The sequence below is a fragment of the Antarctobacter jejuensis genome, from assembly GCF_052266595.1.
GTDB classification, from domain to species: Bacteria; Pseudomonadota; Alphaproteobacteria; order Rhodobacterales; family Rhodobacteraceae; genus Antarctobacter; species Antarctobacter jejuensis.
The window spans coordinates 1-19507 of record NZ_JBQQXJ010000033.1 but is presented as its reverse complement, the minus strand read 5'-3'; the positions used below and the strand labels follow the sequence as shown (position 1 = coordinate 19507).

General features: G+C 60.0%; 17 protein-coding genes and 2 pseudogenes. 5 read left to right on the top strand and 14 right to left on the bottom strand.

Features of this window, described 5'->3' with window-relative positions:
* Nucleotides 1-205: 205 nt before the first annotated feature.
* The 7 genes and pseudogenes from ACTXGA_RS24145 to ACTXGA_RS24115 form a co-directional block, all read right to left on the bottom strand.
* Nucleotides 206-514, bottom strand: a pseudogene (locus ACTXGA_RS24145) (IS110 family transposase); the annotation flags it as partial.
* Nucleotides 515-719: 205 nt separating this feature from the next.
* Nucleotides 720-1805 (bottom strand): ABC transporter ATP-binding protein, encoded by a 1086-nt coding sequence (locus ACTXGA_RS24140; protein ID WP_443397270.1) that lies wholly within the window; start codon nucleotides 1803-1805, stop codon nucleotides 720-722.
* 5 nt (nucleotides 1806-1810) lie between these two features.
* A complete protein-coding gene (locus ACTXGA_RS24135) occupies nucleotides 1811-2806 on the bottom strand; it encodes a glycoside hydrolase family protein (protein ID WP_443397269.1) in 996 nt (331 codons plus the stop codon).
* A gap of 9 nt (nucleotides 2807-2815) precedes the next feature.
* Entirely contained in the window at nucleotides 2816-3697 is an 882-nt protein-coding gene (locus ACTXGA_RS24130) for a carbohydrate ABC transporter permease (RefSeq protein ID WP_443397268.1), read from the bottom strand.
* Entirely contained in the window at nucleotides 3697-4767 is a 1071-nt protein-coding gene (locus ACTXGA_RS24125) for a carbohydrate ABC transporter permease (protein ID WP_443397267.1), read from the bottom strand. Before ACTXGA_RS24125 ends, ACTXGA_RS24130 begins: the two co-directional genes overlap by 1 nt.
* A gap of 54 nt (nucleotides 4768-4821) precedes the next feature.
* Complete coding sequence (locus ACTXGA_RS24120) at nucleotides 4822-6084, bottom strand: sugar ABC transporter substrate-binding protein (protein ID WP_443397266.1); 1263 nt, start codon at nucleotides 6082-6084, stop codon at nucleotides 4822-4824.
* Nucleotides 6081-7160, bottom strand: coding sequence for a LacI family DNA-binding transcriptional regulator (locus ACTXGA_RS24115; RefSeq protein ID WP_443397265.1), 1080 nt, complete (start codon nucleotides 7158-7160; stop codon nucleotides 6081-6083). Before ACTXGA_RS24115 ends, ACTXGA_RS24120 begins: the two co-directional genes overlap by 4 nt.
* 360 nt (nucleotides 7161-7520) lie before the next feature.
* On the opposite strand from ACTXGA_RS24115, the pseudogene ACTXGA_RS24110 reads away from it, so the two are divergent.
* Nucleotides 7521-7974 (top strand): annotated as a pseudogene (locus tag ACTXGA_RS24110) (site-specific integrase).
* Between the two features lie 189 nt (nucleotides 7975-8163).
* Here the strand turns inward: ACTXGA_RS24110 and ACTXGA_RS24105 are convergent.
* Both ACTXGA_RS24105 and ACTXGA_RS24100 read right to left on the bottom strand, forming a co-directional pair.
* A complete protein-coding gene (locus ACTXGA_RS24105; protein WP_443397264.1) occupies nucleotides 8164-9885 on the bottom strand; it encodes a D-apionate lactonase family protein in 1722 nt (573 codons plus the stop codon).
* The gene (locus ACTXGA_RS24100; protein ID WP_443397263.1) at nucleotides 9882-10901 is read right to left on the bottom strand and encodes a Gfo/Idh/MocA family protein; all 1020 of its coding nucleotides are present in this window, start codon (nucleotides 10899-10901) and stop codon (nucleotides 9882-9884) included. The genes ACTXGA_RS24105 and ACTXGA_RS24100 overlap by 4 nt, the downstream gene beginning before the upstream one ends.
* An 87-nt stretch (nucleotides 10902-10988) precedes the next feature.
* Here ACTXGA_RS24100 and nanR point away from each other — a divergent pair, with 87 nt between their 5' ends.
* Genes nanR through ACTXGA_RS24080 form a run of 4 tightly spaced genes read left to right on the top strand, consistent with a single transcriptional unit; the run spans nucleotide 10989 to nucleotide 15266 of the window.
* Nucleotides 10989-11726, top strand: a complete 738-nt coding sequence (nanR, locus tag ACTXGA_RS24095) for a transcriptional regulator NanR (RefSeq protein ID WP_443397262.1) — start codon at nucleotides 10989-10991, stop codon at nucleotides 11724-11726.
* Nucleotides 11727-11741: 15 nt separating this feature from the next.
* The gene (locus tag ACTXGA_RS24090; RefSeq protein ID WP_443397261.1) at nucleotides 11742-13013 is read left to right on the top strand and encodes a ribulose-bisphosphate carboxylase large subunit family protein; all 1272 of its coding nucleotides are present in this window, start codon (nucleotides 11742-11744) and stop codon (nucleotides 13011-13013) included.
* 9 nt (nucleotides 13014-13022) lie between these two features.
* Complete coding sequence (locus ACTXGA_RS24085; RefSeq protein WP_443397260.1) at nucleotides 13023-14375, top strand: four-carbon acid sugar kinase family protein; 1353 nt, start codon at nucleotides 13023-13025, stop codon at nucleotides 14373-14375.
* A gap of 54 nt (nucleotides 14376-14429) precedes the next feature.
* Entirely contained in the window at nucleotides 14430-15266 is an 837-nt protein-coding gene (locus ACTXGA_RS24080; RefSeq protein WP_443397259.1) for a phosphogluconate dehydrogenase C-terminal domain-containing protein, read from the top strand.
* A 188-nt stretch (nucleotides 15267-15454) separates the two neighbouring features.
* Here the strand turns inward: ACTXGA_RS24080 and ACTXGA_RS24075 are convergent, their stop codons facing one another.
* The 5 genes from ACTXGA_RS24075 to ACTXGA_RS24055 all read right to left on the bottom strand — a co-directional run bounded on the left by ACTXGA_RS24075 (nucleotide 15455) and on the right by ACTXGA_RS24055 (nucleotide 19133).
* A complete protein-coding gene (locus tag ACTXGA_RS24075; protein WP_443397258.1) occupies nucleotides 15455-15700 on the bottom strand; it encodes a transglutaminase N-terminal domain-containing protein in 246 nt (81 codons plus the stop codon).
* Nucleotides 15701-15856: 156 nt separating this feature from the next.
* Nucleotides 15857-16390, bottom strand: a complete 534-nt coding sequence (locus tag ACTXGA_RS24070; protein ID WP_443397257.1) for a hypothetical protein — start codon at nucleotides 16388-16390, stop codon at nucleotides 15857-15859.
* A 338-nt stretch (nucleotides 16391-16728) separates the two neighbouring features.
* Nucleotides 16729-17535, bottom strand: a complete 807-nt coding sequence (locus ACTXGA_RS24065; protein ID WP_443397256.1) for a transglutaminase-like domain-containing protein — start codon at nucleotides 17533-17535, stop codon at nucleotides 16729-16731.
* Nucleotides 17536-18477: 942 nt separating this feature from the next.
* Nucleotides 18478-18822: a hypothetical protein gene (locus tag ACTXGA_RS24060; RefSeq protein WP_443397255.1), complete on the bottom strand. Its 345-nt coding sequence runs from the start codon at nucleotides 18820-18822 to the stop codon at nucleotides 18478-18480.
* A complete protein-coding gene (locus tag ACTXGA_RS24055; protein WP_443397254.1) occupies nucleotides 18819-19133 on the bottom strand; it encodes a hypothetical protein in 315 nt (104 codons plus the stop codon). The genes ACTXGA_RS24060 and ACTXGA_RS24055 overlap by 4 nt, the downstream gene beginning before the upstream one ends.
* Between the last annotated feature and the right edge of the window lie 374 nt (nucleotides 19134-19507).

The window sequence follows — 19507 nt, the reverse complement described above, 5'->3', positions numbered from 1 at the left end:
TTCAAAGCCAGTTCCGAAGCCGCCAAGAAAACAAGAAAGGAGACGCCGGCATTGACCACAACATGACCGCCGAGGAATAAACAAGGGTGGGTCAAATCTCGGTGAAAAAACCGGGTCACTTCTCAGCGGAAATCAACAATCCACACCTATCATTGTATCCTCCATTTGTCGTCCTCTCCTTCTCGTGGCGTTGAACACCACGACCTTGGCACATTGCGATGCCGTCTGAGGAGGGCGGCAACCATCCCATCTTCTGGCGCTTTACGGAGGGTTTGACGTATGCGGGCGGGATCAGCCGCACATCATGGCCCAGTTTGCCGATCTCGCGCCCCCAGAAATGAGCGCCGCCACAGGCTTCCATTGCAACGATGCATGCGGGAAGCTGGCCGAAGAATTCCAGCACTTGGGCGCGCCGCGAATTCTTGCGTAGGACCGCCCGATCAGTGCCGTCGGCCCCATGAACTTGGAACACATTCTTCGCCAGATCGAGCCCGACCGTGACAATATCCGACATAACCGCTCTCCTGTATGGATCGTTGCAGACCCACCTTGGCACGTTGATGCCGTCGGGGTGCGGTTGCATCATCAGAGCCTCTTGCCGGTCGAAATACGGGAAGTTGGCGGCCCACAGTAAGCCAAAACCGATGCAAACGTTGAACGGTGTACTCGGTTCGGTTCGGGCGGGGCATTGGAAATAACGCCGCCCGAGCCGGACCGTTTTAATGAGCGGCGCTGGTAATCTCACCCGGGGCGAAAAGATGCGCCTGTTCCGATGTAAACACCAGATCGATGCTTTCGCCTTGTTGAAACACCTTGTCCTCGTCGAAAGCGGCGATGAATTTGGTGCCGTCCTTCAAGGTCATATTGACCACGGTCTCCGTGCCCAGTCGTTCGGCCATGTTCACCTTGCCGTGCAGCATTCCCTGACCGGCTTCTACCGCGCGGACGTGCTGCGGGCGAATACCCAGAACCGCTTTTCCCAGCCCGTCGATGCGGCCCTTGTGGGCCACGGAAATTGGGTCGAGCGCGGCATTGGTGACACGCGCCTGGGCGGGGTCACACTCGGAGACCTCGACGTTGAGGAAATTCATCGATGGCGCACCGAGGAAGCCTGCGACGAACAGGTTGGCAGGCTCGTGGAACAGTTCCATAGGGGTGCCGACCTGCATTACCTTGCCATCCTTCAGCACCACGATCTTGTCGGCCAGTGTCATTGCCTCGACCTGGTCGTGGGTGACGTAGATCATCGTCGCATCGAGCGTGCCATGCAGCCTGCCGATCTCCATCCGCATGTCCATGCGCAGCGCCGCGTCGAGGTTCGACAGCGGCTCGTCGAACAGGAACACCTTCGGCTTGCGCACGATGGCGCGGCCGATGGCTACGCGCTGGCGCTGGCCGCCGGAAAGCTGCGAAGGCCGACGATCAAGCAGATGCTCCATCTGTAGCACACGCGCGGCCTCGGCCACTTTCTCTTCTTTCTCTTTCTTCGACGCGCCCGCGATGGTCAGGCCAAAGGCCACGTTCTCGCGCACAGTCATGTGCGGGAAGATCGCGTAGGATTGGAACACCATGGCGATGCCGCGCTCCTTGGGCGGCAGATCGTTGACCACCTGACCGTCGATCTCGAGCGTGCCAGAGCTAATGTCCTCCAGCCCCGAGATCATTCGCAGAAGCGTGGACTTGCCGCAGCCGGACGGGCCGACAAAAACCACGAACTCGCCATCTTCGATGTCGAGATCGACACCCTTGATCACATCGACGGAGCCATAGGACTTCCGAACATCTCTAAGTTTCAGTGTCGCCATTGCGCCTACTCCGCTGCCAGTGAGGGGCGCTCGACCTTGAGCAGCCCGTTGTCCTGTTGCACCACCGGGTCGGGGTCCATGACGAACCCGCCGAACGCCCCGTCAGATGCCGTGTGGTTGAATCCAAGGATCATCAGACCGTCGTCAGTCGGAACGATCCGTGCCGCGTAGCGCAGGCAAGGCTGCGCGCCGTCGAGAAAGGCGCCAGGGGCGATCTTCCACGGCCCGCGCGGGCTGTCACCGATCAGGTAGTGGTTGCCGGTGACCGGACCGCCGGGCGTGGCCGCAGCTTGTGCCTTGCTGAAATGCTCGTCGGCGGTGCAGAACAGGCAGTACCACTGGCCCGCGTGCTTGAAGACCTGCGGCACTTCGAGCTGTCCGTAGCCGCCGGAGAACACCGGCGGTTGCAGCGTCCAGGTGGCAAGGTCCGGCGATGTGGCAAAACCCACCGCGCCGCCGTTGTTGGCCTCGGCCTCATCCGGCACGCGGGCGGTGAAGAACATCAACCAGCCATTGCCATCTGGATCGCGCATCACCCAGGGATCGCGCATCGCCCGGTCGTGCCAAAAGCCCTTGACGTAGTCCTTCTCGTAGAGGTCCGCATTGGGGCCGATAAGGTCGAGGCAGAGCCCGTCGCCGACACGCTCCCAACTGTGCATGTCGGAGGAGGTGGCGTGCCCGATGCGCTGGTACATGCCCTTCTCAGCATGCGAGGTGCCGGTGTAAAACAGGTGCCAGAGGCCATCGTCGTCCTGCACAACCGAGCCGGTCCATGTGGTGTAGTCGTCGAAGGCGGGGCCTTCGGAGGGCTTGAGGCAGGTGCCCAGATGCTCCCAGTTCACCAGGTCGTCGCTGACCGCGTGGCCTTGCTCCACGTTGAAGTGGCGCAGGTCGGGATCACCGAGGCTCTTGGGGGCTTTCAGGAAATAGCCGTGCCAGCGATCCCCGTCATGGGCGTACCAGCTGTCCCAGATCCAGTCGTTTTCGAGTTTCAGTGTCATGATGATTCCTCAGCCCTTCACGCCGGTCGAGGCAATCGACGAGATGAAGGCGCGTTGCAGAACAAGATAGAAAGCGATGACCGGGACCGAGATCAGGGTCAGGTAAGCCATGACCTCGCCCCAGGCGATTTGAAGTTGGAAGAAGTACCCGAGGCCGACCATGACCGGTCTGTGCGCCTCGTCCTGAACCACGATCAGCGGCCAAAGATACTGGTTGTTGTACATGGTCAGCGATTTGAGGATCGCGGCCGTGGCGATCACCGGGCCCGACAGCGGCATGACGATCTTGCGATAGATCAGCATCCAGCTGGCGCCTTCGACGCGGGCGGCCTCGATCAGTTCACGTGGCAGGTCCTTGAAGAACTGCACGAAGAGGAAGATCGTCAGCGCATCCACCATCCACGGGATGATCTGCACCCGATAGGTGTTGAGCCAGCCGATCTCCAGCCCCTCCAGCCCGATCCAAGGCAGCTTCGAGACGAAGAGCAGGAGCGGTACCGCGATGGTCTCGAACGGGATGATCAGCGTCGCCACGATCACCGAGAGCAGCACATTGCGGCCTTTCCATTCGAGGAACACAAAGCTGAACGCGGCGAGCGAGCAGAGCAGGATTGATGCCGTCACGGTGACCGCGGTGACGAAAACCGAGTTCAGCATGAACCGTCCGATCGGCGCCCGCTCAAAGGCCTTGACGTAGTTGTCGAGGCTGATGTCGCCCACGGGAAGGAAGGCGCGGATGCTTGAGGTGTCTGCAAGCAATTGCTGGTCGGGCTTGAGGCTGGACACCACCATGAAGACCAGCGGGAACAGGAAGATGAAGCCCACGAGGATCAGCGTTAGGTAGCGCACGGCAAGCCGCAGGCCCCGGTTGTCGGATGTAACAGCAGCCATTACTTGCGCTCCCGTGTGAGATAGCCCTGGATGGCCGAGATGGTCAGGACCATGAGGAAGAGGATGACCGAGATGGTCGCACCGCCCGAGATGTCCTGCTTGCCGTAACCACGTTCGACGGTCTGGAAGACCAGCGTTTGCGTCGAGTCGAGCGGGCCGCCGTTGGTCATCACGTCGACCTGGGCAAAGACCGCAAAGCTCTGCATGGTGATCACTATCAGCACCAGCACGGCGGTGTTGCGCAGCCCCGGCCATGTCACGTAGCGAAAGGTCTGCCATTTGCTGGCGCCTTCGATGGCGGCAGCCTCGTAAAGCGTGGGCGAGATCGCCTGCAGCCCGGCCAGCCAGATGACCATGTGAAAGCCCATGCCCTGCCAGGCCGACATGGCGATGATCGAGCCAAGCGCGGTATCGGTGCGCCCAAGCCAGTCTATCGGGATGAAGGCACCGAAGGTCAGAACTTCGAGAATGTTGTTCAAGAGCCCGTCGTTGCCGGAATAGATGAACCGCCACAGCAAAGAGATCACCACGATCGAGATCACCACCGGCATAAAGTAGACCGTCCGGAAGACGTTGATCCCGCGCAGTTTCTGGTTGATAAGCAAAGCCAGCAACAGCGCCCCGCCCCCCTGCACCGGCACGATGAACAGCGCGAACATCAACGTGTTGACCAGCGCCTTCATGAACAGCACATCCGAGGCGATCACCACCTTGGCCTTGTCACCCCAGTGCCAGCGAAACCACTCGCCCATGCCCTTGTACTGCGGGAATTCTTTGCTGCGGGTGATGGTGCGGACGCGGGGATATTCGATCTCCCCATTCTCGTCGCGCACCACCTGGCCGGCGTCGTCGCGCTCCGGCTCGAGCGTCACGACCGCGAGGCCGAGCAATTCGCTGTAATTCTTCAGCCCGACAAATTCCGCCTCGTTGGGCGAGACCAGCCGCTGATTGGTCAGCGACAGCCAGAAGGCAAAGAAGAACGGCACGATGATGAAGAGAAACAGGAGGGAGAACCCCGGCAGGGCAAAGAGCCACCCTGCCCGGTTCGATCGGGTCAATTTGCTGGACATGTGATTTCCTCGGCAAATCTGGGGCCGCCCCGAAAGGCGGCCCGCCATTTGCGCTTAGTGGCCGTAGCCCTGGTTGCTCTCGATATCCTTGTCGATTTCGTCGACCGCGGCATCAAGGGTGTCGGCGACATCAGCGCCATTGGCGATATCGGCCAATGCCTTTTCGAACACCTTGGCGGCGACCACGTAACCCGGCGTCACCGGACGCACCATCGCCTGTTCAGCCGACAGATCGAAGAACACCGCCAGCGGGCCACCGTCGGCGTATTTCTCGGTCATCTGCGCCGCTTCCTTGGTGGCAGGGATGAGGCCGATACCATCGGAGAAGGCCGCCATGTATTTGTCTTGCAGCGCATGCTCGACAAAGGCCGCAGCGCCCTCGGGGTGCTCGCAGGCGCTCGACACGCCGAACTGCCACGACGCGGCACCGATCTTGGGGCCATTGCCGAAGTCAGGCGCGGGCAGAAAGCGAACATCGTCGACGCCACCGTCCAGCGTTGCTGCCGCCGCCCAGTTGCCGTTCCACGAAAACGCGTATTTGCCTTCGATGAAGCCAGAGTCGCGATCTGCGGGGTCCTGGCTGGTGCCGGGGGCATAGCCGTCCGCGAAAAGCGATTGCCACCATTCGCCGAATGCGATCGCCGCGTCGCTGTTCAGCACACCTTCGGCGCTGGCATAGTTCGAGCGGTCGACAATGTCGCCGCCAAAGCTCTGCAGGAAGGGCGAGAAGGCATAAGGGTACCATTCCCCGGTCCATGCGGTGCCAAGATCGAGCGCATAGTCGTAGTTGCCCGAGGCCTTGGCCGCATCAAGCGCCGCCATGAATTCGTCCTGGCTCCAAGGCTGCTCAAGTGTTGGCGTGCGCAGGCCAAGCTCGTCCAGCGTCGACTGCCGGGTGTAGAGCGCGACAGCGGCGTCCCAGAGACCAACAGAGTAAACCTCACCGTTCCAGCGACCAATTGTGGCGTCCAGATGACCCTCAATCGCCTCTTCGCTGATCGGCAGCGGCTGAAGGTACCCGGCCCAGGCCCAATTCGGCATGACGGGGCCGTCAACGTCGAGGATGCAGGGCAGGTTTCCGGCCAGCGCCGAGGCCACAACCGAGTCGTTGTAGCTTTGCTGCGGGAAGCTTTCGACGGTAACGGTCCAGTCGGACTGCCCGGAATTGAAGTCCGCGATAACGGTATTCAGCAGTCCGCTTTCGACATCGTTGCCAGCGCCGTGATACCACAGCGTCAGTTCGGTCTGTGCCGTGGCCGCGCCGGCCAATGCAGTGGACGCAGCCAGTGCGCCGAGGATAGTTCTTGTCAGAGTCACGATGGTTTCCTCCCATGAGATGTGTGATTGACAGTGTTGAGGTCGGTCACAGAGGTCCGCCAAACGACAGGCCCACGCACAAGCGTCGGGTCCTGCGATGCCGGGGCAGACCCTGCGATCATTTTGAGCATGTGTTGTGCCGCTTGCCGCCCCATCTCGCTGTAGGGCAGCTCTACGGTGGTCAGTTGCGGATAGAGCATTTCCGAGATCGAGCGGTGATCGTCGTAACCAGCGACCGAGATGTCCTCTGGCACCCGAAGACCCCGGCTGCGCAGCAGGCCATAAACCCGCATAGCCATTTCATCGTTGCCGCAACAGATCACCGTCGGCGGCACGTCCAGCGACAGCAAGTGCTCAAGCGACTGCGCCAGAATAACCCCGGTCTTGTCTGATCCGCCCTGATAGCCCTGCGCCACAAGCTTTGGATCAGGCGTGATCCCCGCCGCCGCATGCGCGGCCATGTAACCATCCAGACGCAGCCGCGCCGCAGGCATTTCGGGGTCGAGGGTCAAAAAGCCGATGCGTCTGTGGCCGCTTTGTATTAGCCGGGCGACAAGTTCGGTTTCCCCGGTTGCATCGTCAGGAAGCACGCAAGGGGTGGCAGCCTTGTCATAGCAATTCACCAGAATGACCGGGCAATCCGCGTTGCCAAGATCAATGTCCACCTCGCTATGGTGGTCCGCCACATAGATCAGCCCTTCGACTCGGTGCTGCGCAAAGGTGCGCGCCAACAGTGGCACTGCCTCAGAACTGCCGCCAGTGTCGGCAATCATCAAGATCATGTTGTTTGCTGCCATCTCTCGCTGGACGCCCTGGACGATGTAAAGGTCCGGCAAGCCCGCCAGCGCCGCAGGCTCTGGCGCCTGCGAAATCGCACCGGTGATCAGGCCGATCAGCCCGGACCGGTTAGACCGCATCATCCGCGCCGCCTGCGATGGCACATAGCCCAGAGTGTTGATGGCCTTGGTGACCGCTTCCTTGGTCTTGGCGTTGACCGGAGCGTCCCCATTCAGAACGCGCGATACGGTCTTGGGGGACACTCCCGCCAGTTTTGCAACGTCGTAAATGGTTGCCATGTTGTCCCCCCCCCCTTCTCGCGTCATACCGCCGTGACATCGGTGTCATGACATCGGTGTCATAAGTGATTCCACTGCCACCTGTCAACTTGTTCCGGCTGCATCTGCGGGTCTGCGCTACACCCCTCGTTGTGATAAGAGAGGATCATTCAACAAATTTTGAGGGTATGCCGCGCTTAGAAAAGGCCGCGTTCGTGGCCCAAGCTCAATTGGGCCCACTGCCGACCTCGGATGCGACGCAGCTTCAGTCGATATGATGGTTTTTTCGAAGTCAGGCTGTCGATGTGCGAGGGCGTGGCGGATCAGAGGAACTGTCATGAAAACAACAAACTAACCGGCCATTCGCACTTTTCACCCTGCCTGAAACAAGGCCGCGTTGTCGGCCCAAACGCCCCCTCAAGCCCTAACAGGTCTGGGCGATCAGGGTTCGGCTTGACTGATCGAGAACCATCGAGATCTGGCGCTTTCTGACATGGCTTTCGACAGCAAGCTGCGCGGCAGCGATCTGGTCAAAATGAAAGTCGCCGATGTTATGGCATCCGCCCAGATCAAGGAACGCGCGCGGTTCTTGCAAAGCAAGACGCAGTGTCAATCGGCAGGCAATCTTGACCCCCTATCGGCATCCAAAAATGACCCTCTCGGAGCGCACGGGTAGCTGGCCCGATGGATGCAGGACCCGCTGACCTAAAGGAAAACGGGCAACTTGCGTGCCGCCCAACTGCTGTCGGGACATACCAAGATGGACAGTACTGTCAGATACCTTGGCGTTGAGCATGAAGACGCGTTGGCTCTCGCCGATGCTGGCGGAAACTGAATGACCGGGCCGCCTTCATGGGCGGCCCGAATCTGCCGTTCGAGATCCTTGCAGCAAACCGCGGCCCTGAGCCCCTCAGAGGCATTGAATGCCGCGGCGTGCGTGAGCCTCCCCCAATGAAGTGGGCCGCCCCTATGATTAGGAAAGAGGAGGATCAGAGAGAGTGAGCGGTTTACAAAGAGTTCATTGCTATGCTGGGGATATATTGACGACGAAGGGACTCAGATTGCCTTGGGTCTGGGCAGTGAGATTTGCAGTTATTCGACGTTGCCCAACTGTTAGAACCGCCAGACCATTCTGGATTGTGGCGTTATGGACAGGTTCTCCGGCCAAGCTCGCCAGCAATGCAAGGACCTCATCAAGTGGTTCATGGAGACCTCTTGGGCCATAGACCTCGGATGGCGTCCACACATCGACCCCACTTGGCGCAAGGGCGCAGGCCAACCCAACGGCGAAGGCCGCTCCGAATTGTGCGCGATGACGGGGATCGTCGTGGGTCATGCAGACCCGACCAAGATCCGGATTCGGCATCGTCTTTTGACCATACGGATTGTGGCGCAACGCAATGGTTGACGGACCAATACGGTAGCCGATGTCGCCGGTAATGGATCGGGCCGTGCGCGTTATATGCGGGATCGCTTCGAGCGTTTCCATGACCGACAGATCGTCTGCGGCATGAATTATGGGGCACAGGCCGTGAGTCACAAAATCCAGCATGCCGACTGGCGGTCGTTTCCGGTTCAACTCTGGAAAAAAACTTGCCATACCACCGCCACAAGCCAGATCGCCAAAAGCCGTTCTGCTGGCTTGATGGATTTCATTCAGCGGCGGGCAAGACGGCCATTCCGATCCCGGTGGCGTCGATTGACGGTCGACTGCCGGACACACCATGACGCTTTGGGGCTTGAACCCCGCCGCATCCATGGCAGAGCGCACGTCGCACAGTTCGGCAGCCGGCGGTTGGTCAAACCCGCAGACCAGTTCCAGATCATAAACCAGTTCCGGCATGGCTGATTGAAGTTTCGCAAACGCACCAAGCTGCGCGGCATGCGAGCCAATCGAGGTGTCGACATGGCAGAGCAGACGTTGAGGAGAAACCCGGGCGATATCTTCGGTTCGACCTGCAAGACGTTCCGCATCGCAAGCGGAAACGAGGAGCGCAGTTTCGGGGAATTTGACCGTACCGGGCGTAAAGTTCTGCTCGCGTTTCGTGGCGGGCGCGCTTGTCATGCGCCAGCTGACCATCACGGATTGGGAAAACCGCTCACCATCCTTCAACGTATAGGGCCAGGGAAGCGCCAATGGTCGGACATATGTTTTGTATGAGGCGTCCCCCCATTGTCGCTGGTCCTCCATTTCGAAAATGTCGCCCTCAAACGCACAGCGGACGGCCAGTCCGTCGGCGCGGTGCGTTATCGACACGATGTCCATGAAGGGCTGCCAGGGATCGATCAGCGTGGGAAAGACAGATTCTTCGACCGAACCATCGGAATGGACAACTGAAACCGGACAGCCTGCCAGATCCGCGGGATGCAGGACCGTAAATCCCGATCTGTTGGTTTCAAAATCGCCCGTTGCGACACCTTCCGCCTGCAAGGTCAGTGCGTCGGGCCCAGCGTTGAGGACGAGTGTGACATCAAGCCTTGCGTCGTGGGTCTCGAAGACCGCCTTGAGGTTTAACGACAAGGCATCTGCACCGCCCTCACGCGACACGACTGAAAGGGCCGGTGTCAACGTGCCCCAATCGCGATCCCGGACCAGAAACGCAATGCCCCGGATGACTTCTACCCCATCCACGCAGACATGACGCAGCGCGCCCTCTTCGAGAGTGAAGGATAGCGCGCCAACCGTCAGGACCTCTGACGCGACGGGCGGCACCTCCGTCCCGTACAGGCGGATCGCCTCGTTCATAGCGTAGCCATGTCAACTGTGCGCTTTTCAGCAGCAGAGAGGTAGGCCGCCTCGACGAGGCTCAGGGTCCGAAGATTGTCGCGCCCACTCGTTTCCGGCTCCACCTGTTTGCGCAGGCAGTCGACGAAGTGTTGCTGGATGATCTGAACACTTTCCTGAATGTTGTGCCAGGGTCGAGACGCCCAAGGCAGCAAGGGCGGCGACACATCCCGGGTTTCGGACCCTGCATCGGTTTGGACCGTCAACCGATAGCCTGCGTCCAGACGGATGGTCCCCTTGTTCCCATCCACTTCGATCAAGCTTTCAGGAAAGGTTTCCGGCTGGCGCCGCGTCGCATAGGAGCAGTCGACGACGCTCGACACGCCACTGCTGTGCTCCAGAAGCATTATGGCGACATCCTCGCCCTTGATCGCAGGATTGATACGCCGCGTTGTTGCAGACATCCGCGCCACATCGCCAAAGAGCGCGCGCGCGATGTCGAGGATATGAATGCCCAAGTCTTCGATGATAAAGCGTTCGCCTTCGGCCAGATAGGGTTGGCCGGAAAGGACATCATATCCGGAACGAAAGCTGATGCGGCCAAAGAAGGGGTCACCGATTGTGCCGCTTCGGACTGCATCGATCACCATCCGGACCGCAGACTGCCAGCGAAAGTTCTCATGCACCATGAGTGTTTTGCCGGTTGCCTCGACCGCTCGAACCATGGCGCGGGCGTCGTCCATGTCGGAGGCAAAAGGCTTTTGGCAGATAACATGCACCTTGTGGCGTGCCGCCAGTTCTACCAAAGGCCTGTGTGACGGAACCGTCGTCGCGATATCGACGACGTCAACGCCCCCTTCGGCGAACAGCTGCTCTGCGTCTGTAAACTGGCGTGAGATACCGAAATCTCTGCCTGTCGCACTCAGCTTCGCAGCATCCGAGTCGCATAGTGCGACAACGTCCACTCCGTCGATGTCCTTCCATGCGTGCAGCTGGTTTTGTGCGAAGAACCCACAGCCGATCAGGGCAACTTTCATTGCTGCGCTCCATTACTCAATCTCTTCTTGTTATCTTGTCATACCAGTTTAAGATCGACATGGAAACCGCAAGTAAGAGAGGTCGGCATGGCAACCGAAAAAGATCAGGATCGCGCCATCCCGGCGGAGCCGATCACCCGGCGGAAACTCTCTGATCAGGTCTTTGAGCGGCTTTGGTCCATGATTGTTTCGGGCGAACTGGCCCCGGGAGATACCTTCCCGTCCGAGCGGGTTCTGATGGACAGATTCCGTGTGGGGCGACCGGCAGTGCGCGAGGCGATGCAGGCGCTGTCCAACAAAGGCGTCATCACGATCTCGCAAGGCGAACGCAGCAGGGTGAACGAACTGAGCGCAGGCATCGCTGTCGATCAGGTGGATGAAATTGCCAAGCTCTTGTTGTCGACCGAGCCCGCCAATCTGGCGCATCTCAAGCAGGTCAGGAAGATCATCGAGGCGGGCTCAGTCGACCTCGCGGCGCAAAACTGCACCCCCGACGATGCCATGCGGTTGAGAGCCCTCATAGACGCCCAGCGGAAGGAACTGCAAAATCCCAAAGGTTTCATCGAGGCCGACATCGCGTTTCACGTCGCGATTGCCGAATTGTCCGGAAATCCGCTGTTGCAGGTTGTCACCCGCGCAATGCTGACGTGGTTGCTCGAATATTACACGCCATTGCTGCACTGGTCGGGCCGCGAAAACACCACGCTTTCGGAGCATGCCAAGCTTGTCGATTATCTTGCCACTCAGGATTCCGCGGCGGCGGTCCAACTGATCACTGAACATCTCGATCGATCCGACCCGCTTTATGCGGCCAAAGCATCGTGAGGGCGCGAGGCGATAATGATGGAACGTAAGGGCGACGAAACCCGCATCGAAGCCGACTATTTGATCGAGACGGCGATCGATCCGATGCAGGCCGCCGAAATCATGGCGGGGGAACAATCATCCGGAACCTTCCGACCCGTGCCGGGAGAGACCCCCGAATTGAAGGCGCGCGCGGCGGCCCGGGTCGAGCGCCTTGATATTTTGGAGAGTGTTCCAAGCCCTTCACTGCCGGGGGCAAGTCCGGTGACAGATAGCGGGCAGTCATGGCAACGTGCGCATGTAACCCTGTCTTGGCCGCTGAATAACCTCGGCCCGTCGTTGCCAAATCTGATCGCGACAATTGCCGGCAATCTTTTTGAACTGCAGCCCTTTTCCGGCGTGCGCCTTCTGGACGTCCGACTGCCCGCTGCTTTTGCCACGCGATACGGCGGGCCGAAATTCGGGATCGACGGCACGCGCAGGCTTGCTGGCGTTCAGGGACGCCCGCTCATTGGCACGATCATCAAGCCCAGCGTCGGCTTGTCTGCCGAGGACACCGGCGCGCTTGTCGCGCACCTCTGCGCGGGCGGGATCGACTTCATCAAGGACGATGAGTTGCAGGCGGATGGTCCGGCCTGCCCGTTCGAAGATCGCGTGAAGGCGGTAATGAATTCCGTCAACGCCGCCGCAGACAAGAGCGGTCGCAAGGTCATGGTGGCCTTCAACCTCACTGGCGAAATCGATGAGATGCGCAGGCGACATGATTTCGTCCGCGATCACGGAGGGACCTGCGTCATGGCGTGTCTGACCGCTGTTGGCATGTCAGGGATGATCGCCCTTGGCCGCCACTCAGAATTGCCGATCCATGCCCACCGGGCCGGATGGGGCGCGCTGACCCGTGACCCCCTGCTGGGCTGGTCCTATCCGGCGTGGTCCAAATTGTGGCGCCTTGCAGGGGCAGACCACATGCATGTCAACGGGGTGGACAACAAGTTCACCGAAACCAATGACAGCGTCGTCGCATCCGCCCGGTCCTTGGCAGACCCTCTGTTCAAGCGCACCGCGATGCGGGCATTGCCGGTTTTTTCTTCCGGCCAGACCATCCGACAGGCCGCCGCCACGCTGGATGCGACAGGCTCACCCGATTTGCTGGTCACCGCTGGTGGCGGAATTATTGCCCATCCCGGCGGCGTTGCCGCTGGCGTGATGGCGATGCGGCAGGCCTATGACGCGGCCATGCAGAAAATTGACCTTGAGGTCTACGCCAAGGATCACCCGGAACTGAAGGCCGCTCTCAATGCGTATTGAGGTGTACCGATGACGCCCCTTCTGACCTTTTACGGAGATGACTTCACCGGCTCGACAGCCGTGATGGAGGTGCTGAGTTTCGCGGGCGTTCCGACCATGTTGTTCATGGAGCCACCTCAGCCAGAAATCCTGTCCGAATACCCGGATTTGCAGGCGATCGGCGTCGCAGGCATCGCACGGTCCAAAGACCCGGCGTGGATGAAGGCCAATCTCCCCTCGGTTTTCGAGGCTCTCAAGCGATTTGGCGCGCCGGTCTCACACTACAAGGTCTGCTCAACCTTCGATTCTTCGCCGGATGTCGGTTCGATTGGCATGGCAACTGAACTCGGGTCGGCTGTGTTTGACGGAGGCTGGATTCCTCTGATTGTCGGCGCGCCGGCCATTGGCAGGTATCAGAGTTTCGGGACGCTGTTTGCCGCTGCAGGGTCCGATATTCACCGTCTGGACAGGCATCCGGTCATGTCGCGTCACCCGGTGACACCGATGGGCGAGGCCGATCTGGGGCGGCATCTGTCCGCGCAGACCGACTTGGAGGTGGGCGTCGTCGATCTGGCTGCCATGAAGGCCGGAGCCGCCGAGGCACAAATCCATCGTTGCCTGGCGCGGGGCGCAAGGATCCTTGCGCTGGACGTTGTCGATGACGAGACGCTCATCGAGGCAGGCCGGCTTGTATGGCAGAGCGGGAATGGGCCGGTCTTCGCTGTTGGGTCACAAGGCGTGGAATATGCGCTTGTGGCGCATTGGCGCAAAGAAGGCGTCCTTGCGGCACACCATGCTCCGCCCGTCCTCAAGGCGGTTTCACAGATCTTCGCCGTGTCCGGATCATGCGCGCAGACCACCGCGGATCAGATTGCCCGCGCACAGGCCAACGGGTTCCGAATACTCGACTTTGATGCTGCGGCGACCGTCGCGCCGCAGAGCTTGGCCGCGGAGGTGACTCGCGTTCGGGACCAAAGTCTGTCGCTGCTCTCCGAGGGCCACGACGTGCTGGTGACAACGGCGCGCGGTCCTGATGACCCTTCGTTGGCCCGGATGACCGAGGCCATCAACCAAAGCGGCGCAACATCGCGTGACGTGAACCAACGTCTGGGCGGCGCCCTGGGGACTCTTGTGTCAGACATCCGGCGACAGACCGGGATGCCCCGCATTGCCATTTGTGGCGGGGACACGTCCGGCCACGCACTCACGGCGCTTGGCGCCGAGGCACTTTCGGCCGTGGCCCCGCTTGCGCCGGGCGCACCGGTCTGCCGTCTGCACACGCGCGCCGACGCCGCGATCGACGGTCTCGAAGTGACCTTGAAGGGCGGGCAAATGGGGGAGCCAGACTTCTTCCTCCAAGCCAAATGCGGCTTGAAACAATAACGAAAACAACGGGTCCGCAAATCCGGCACCCCCTGAAACGAATGGAGATGGATCATGAAAAAAATCGCACTGATGGGCGCTGGCGGAAAAATGGGAGTCCGTCTGGCGACGAACCTCAAGAAGACGGACTATGACGTCTTGCACGTCGAAATCAGCCCGGAAGGCCAGCAGCGCCTCAAGGAAGAGACCGGATTGGACTGCGTTGGGCAGGGCCAGGCCCTCAGCCACGCCGATGCGGTCATTCTCGCGGTGCCGGATCGGTTGATCGGCAAGGTTCTGTCGGGCTTCGTTGATGATCTGAAACCGGGCACTGCAGTCATCATGCTGGATGCAGCGGCACCCCACGCGGGCACTCTGCCCGAACGCGACGACATCACCTATTTCGTGGCCCACCCTTGCCATCCGCCGCTGTTCAGCGACGAGACCGACCCTGACGCCCAGAGGGATTATTTCGGCGGCATCGCGGCCAAACAACACATCATTTGCGCGTTGGCCCAGGGGCCGGAAGAGCACTACGCAAAGTGCGAAGAGATCGCCCGCAGTTTCTATGCGCCCGTAATGCGGTCGCATCGCTGTACGGTCGAACAAATGGCCATTCTGGAACCGGCATTGTCGGAATCCGTCGGCGCGACCTTCGCAAAAGTTCTCAAGGACGCCACCGACGAGGCCGCGCGCAGAGGTGTGCCGTACCAGGCGGCAGAGGACTTCCTGCTGGGCCATCTGACTATCCTGCTCGCCGTGGCATTTGGTATTCAGCCCGGCGGCAAACTCTCAGATGGATGTCTGCTTGCAATCTCCGAAGCCGAGCCCGTCATCTTCAAGGAAGGATGGGTGGACAAGGTTTTTTCCCCGGAGGCCGTGAAGGCGTCGGTGTTATCGATCTGCAAGTAATACCTCGGAAGGAGGGGTTAAGCTTTCATTGTTTCAGTGTCTTGCCAGGTATCACGGCCATCACACTTGGCACGGAATGTCTGACGGCAGCGCCAAGGGAACCGTTAGAGATGAATTGATTAAAGAGAGTTTCCGGCACATCGCACCCACCAAGGCGTGAAGATGAGCCGGAAACCTCCGTTACAAAATCAACTCATATGTCCAGAGGGCGCGTGCGAGAAAAGCCGCAATTCCCGCGTTTCTCTGGGACGCAACATCAATCGGTGCGGACCAAGAGGGATCTTGTGACGATATCGGTTGGTCGTGGTGTGGACGATACAGAGACAGGCCGGAATGGAAGTCCATATGATATGAGAAAGGCGGAACGCGCGCCGATGCGACTCAGCGGCGCCGCGTTGCGCCGGGGCCGTCGGACACGGCGTTTCGCCAGGCACTCAAGCCCTTGCAGCGTCGACAAATCCGCTCTCCGAAGCCTTCGCTCCAGAACAAGGTTTCGCACCGTAGGCATGAGCGTTCTTGAGGAACGTCACCCAAGGCCTTTGCGGTCTCAGTGTCTGGAGTTGCACGTTCGGCGGAGGAATTGTTCCCCATCAAATTTGTCCCGCCACGTGGCGGCTGCACGATGGCGGCGCTGATTCCGGCCTTGAAGGCATTCCTTCATTTTCGGCGGCCCGGATTGACGCATCGTCCCGCGCCCTTTGGGTGGTCGTCATCGGTGCGGGCGCATTCGAATTGAAATCAGGTGTCCCACTCCCCGAATAGAGATGTCGCAGATGCGCCGCGGAGACGCCATCGGCCTCCATCACGAGACGCACCATCGGATCGGCCAGCATTTCGTCCAGGAAAACATCGGACGCCGCCCTGCCCGTCAGCTTGTCCTTGGCGCGTGCTTCGTCAAGGTCGGCAAGCGAAACGGTGAGCGTCCTCACAAGTCCAGGATGCGATGCCCTGGGATGAAGCTTTACGAGCACCGAGGCTTTCCAGGCTGCGGGATCCTGTTGATCCGGGGGAGAAGCCAACTCCGTTTCGATCTCGTACTCTCCCGCCGGAAGCGTCTCGTCAAAGCCTTGGACCGTGAACGGCCGGGAAAAGACTGCAACGGTCTTGCTCGTCAGATCTTCCATTGGCTTGACCCTCTCCGGCGATGCCGCTGTTCGTGTGTGCGCCCTTCGAAAGGTGAACGCGAAACCTGTTCAAAGCTCAAGATGTCTTGGATCCCGCTGACGCTTCCTTGTCAGCGGCCTTGAGCTCGTTCTCCTTGACAAGGGTCTTCGCAGGCTTTGGCTGCATTGCGGCCGTTGCCCGGGCAGTCAGGTCCGTGAAGGACATGTCTATCAATCCTTTGATTGCCCGGTGCCAACTCCTCGTCCATGTCGGACCGGGATGTCTGGCATCGGTATTTCATACATGGGGACTGGTGCCCCAGTTTACGATGGGGCATCGAAAAGGATGCCAAGGTCAGTCAGGTTATTTCATCCGTCCAGACCTTGAATCCCGTCAAAGTGTTCTGACCGAATGTCTGGGTCAAAGGGACATCAGCAGCATCACGGCCACGCGCGATCAGAATTCTCGCAAACCGCGGCTTGTTGTTCCGGGGGTCGAACATGTGCCATTCGCCAGCAAGGAAAACCTCCATCCACGCCGCAAAATCCCCGGGCGGATGAGGAAGAGGTTCACCGATGTCGCTCAGATATCCGGTGCAGTAGCGAGCCGGAATGTTCATGCAGCGACACAAGGCGATGGCGAGATGGGCAAAGTCGCGGCAGACACCCTGCCGCTCGGCATGGGTCTGTGACGCGGTGCGCGTCGCTTTCGCCTGCATGTAGTCGAAGCGGACATGGCCGTGCACGAAATCGCAGATTGCCTGAACGCGTGACCATCCCGGGTCAATGGACTCGAAGAGACGCCACGCCTCCTCGGACAGAATGTCGGTATCGCAATATCGGCTGCCCTGCAGAAACACGAGCGTCTCAAACGGCAATTCCTGAACGGGGTGCTGCTGCGCGTCGGGGAAAGACCGATCAGGCTGGCCCGTGTCGCGGAAGATGCCATCCGTCGACAGGCAGAAGTCGCCCGCCGGAGCCAGAAGGCGTGAACACCAGTTGCCAAAGCCATCCCGGTAGCTTTCGAGCGGCACGCTCGGTGACGTCACGAGATAGTCGGCCTGCTCCAGATCACCAAAACGCGAGTAGTGGACGTTCAGCAGCGCGATTATCGGCGTCGGCTTGGGGAAGCTGTATTGCAGACGACACCCTATGTTGACGCGCATGCCGGACACACGCCCGCGCATCGTCTTGTCACTATCATCTCCCAAGGATGCACGCTCCGTCAGAGAGCTGGAAGCCTCGATTACAGTTCCACCGGTTGCCGGATCGGTCGAGATAGGCGTTCTCCGGCAAATCGATGGCGATGCAGGCACCGCTCAGCGGCTCGTACCCGCGCTCACAACTCCACCCCGGTCCGTAGGATGCCTGGTCAAGATAGGCGTTTGCAGGCACGATAACGGCGTCGCATCGGTCGTTGATTTGCAGAAAACCTCTCTCACACGCCCAAGCAGCTCCGTAGCTTGCGTTTGTCAGGTAGCCGTTCTCCGGCACAAAGATCGGCAGACAGGCCCCGCCTTCCGCTGTGTAGCCGCGTCCACATTCCCAACCCACCCCCGAGGGGGGCTCTGACAGATAAGCATGCTCGGGAAGAACGATGGGGACGCATGCCTCGTGCTCCTTCCGGAACCCGCGTTCGCATTGCCAATCGTACCCTGAAGATTGGAGGAAGGCGTTGGCGGGCATCGGGATGGGATCGCAAGATGTCCCGTTCACCTCCTCATACCCGCGATCGCACTCCCAGCCTGTCCCATAGGAACGTCCGGTTGGATAGGCATGCTCGGGAATATCGAGGGCCAGACATTCGGCTCCCTTCATTCGGAAACCAAAATTGCAAATCCATCCGTCACCATAGCTACGCGGCTGAGCATTCTGAGGCACCGGGCCGGTGCCATCCTGCGCAAAGACGGGGAAAGTTACGGTCGCGACCACACCAGTGACAAGCGCCAGCTTCGAGATCAGTCGGGTCAGCAGGTGTTTCGCCGGTTGATCTCTGCATACACGACTTTCAGGATCGGTTGTCCCCGACATCGGCTCCAGCGGGGATCCCGCCTGTAGATGGGCCCGTTCCGCTCCGATTGACCGTGCGTGAGCCATGTCTTTGCCGCTCAAAGTTCGAGCGCCACGAGACAGGCTTGCGCGATTTCACGGTCCGGGGCATCGGTTCCCGGAACTGTCGCCCAGCCGGTCGCCATGACGGCATCGCGTCTCTTATATGACGAGGCGGCCCGGATCGTTTCCAGCTTATCTTCCCGTGCCGGGTCAGACCGGGCCATATCGAGGCAGACAGGCACCATGGACGCGACGACGTCGACACGGGACATCGCCATCGCCCTGTCATTGGCGGTCCCACCGGTTACCCAGCCGCCCCACGTAAATCCGACGATACCGACGAAGGCCGCGCCGATCAGCGCACCATAGATACCGGGTTTGAGCCATTCGGGAGTGTTCATGTTCTATTCTCCTGCGGAGAAAGCGCCGCCTCGCTGTGATTGTTCGTTTCGTTTGTGGCCGCATCCCGGGTCAGCGCCTCTTTCAGGTCGCTCTCGGTTGTCGCCCGGAGTTCACTTCGACCAGCGAAAGCGCCCTTGCCGCGCACCGTCAGGAAAGTCGCGGTGCGTCTGTAGGCCTCGAAGCTCAACCCCTGGAGTAGTTCCTCTTCCACCAGGACCTCGTAGTCGCCCGCGGGCAAATCTCCCGGGTATCCCGGCAAGGTGAACGGGTTCGAAAATGTTACCGTCGATCTGGTCGACCGCATGTTCATCCAAGGTCTCCGTGATGAAGGCAGATCCGTCGCTCATCCCTGTCAAAGGCCACTGGGATCACAGGCCTGAACAGTCGAACGACTTCCCCTCTTGTACGTCGGGATCGTTCGACTGTTGCTGACGCATGTTAGTCCCGGGCACAGAAACGGTTGCGACCTGCGTGGAGACAGTTGCCAGCACTGACCTGTGCAAGCGCGCAGGGACTGACCTTCGTATAGACTTGGGGAAACAGGGGTGTTGATTTCCGCTGAGAAGTGACCCGGTTTTTTCACCGAGATTTGACCCACCCTTGTTTATTCCTCGGCGGTCATGTTGTGGTCAATGCCGGCGTCTCCTTTCTTGTTTTCTTGGCGGCTTCGGAACTGGCTTTGAA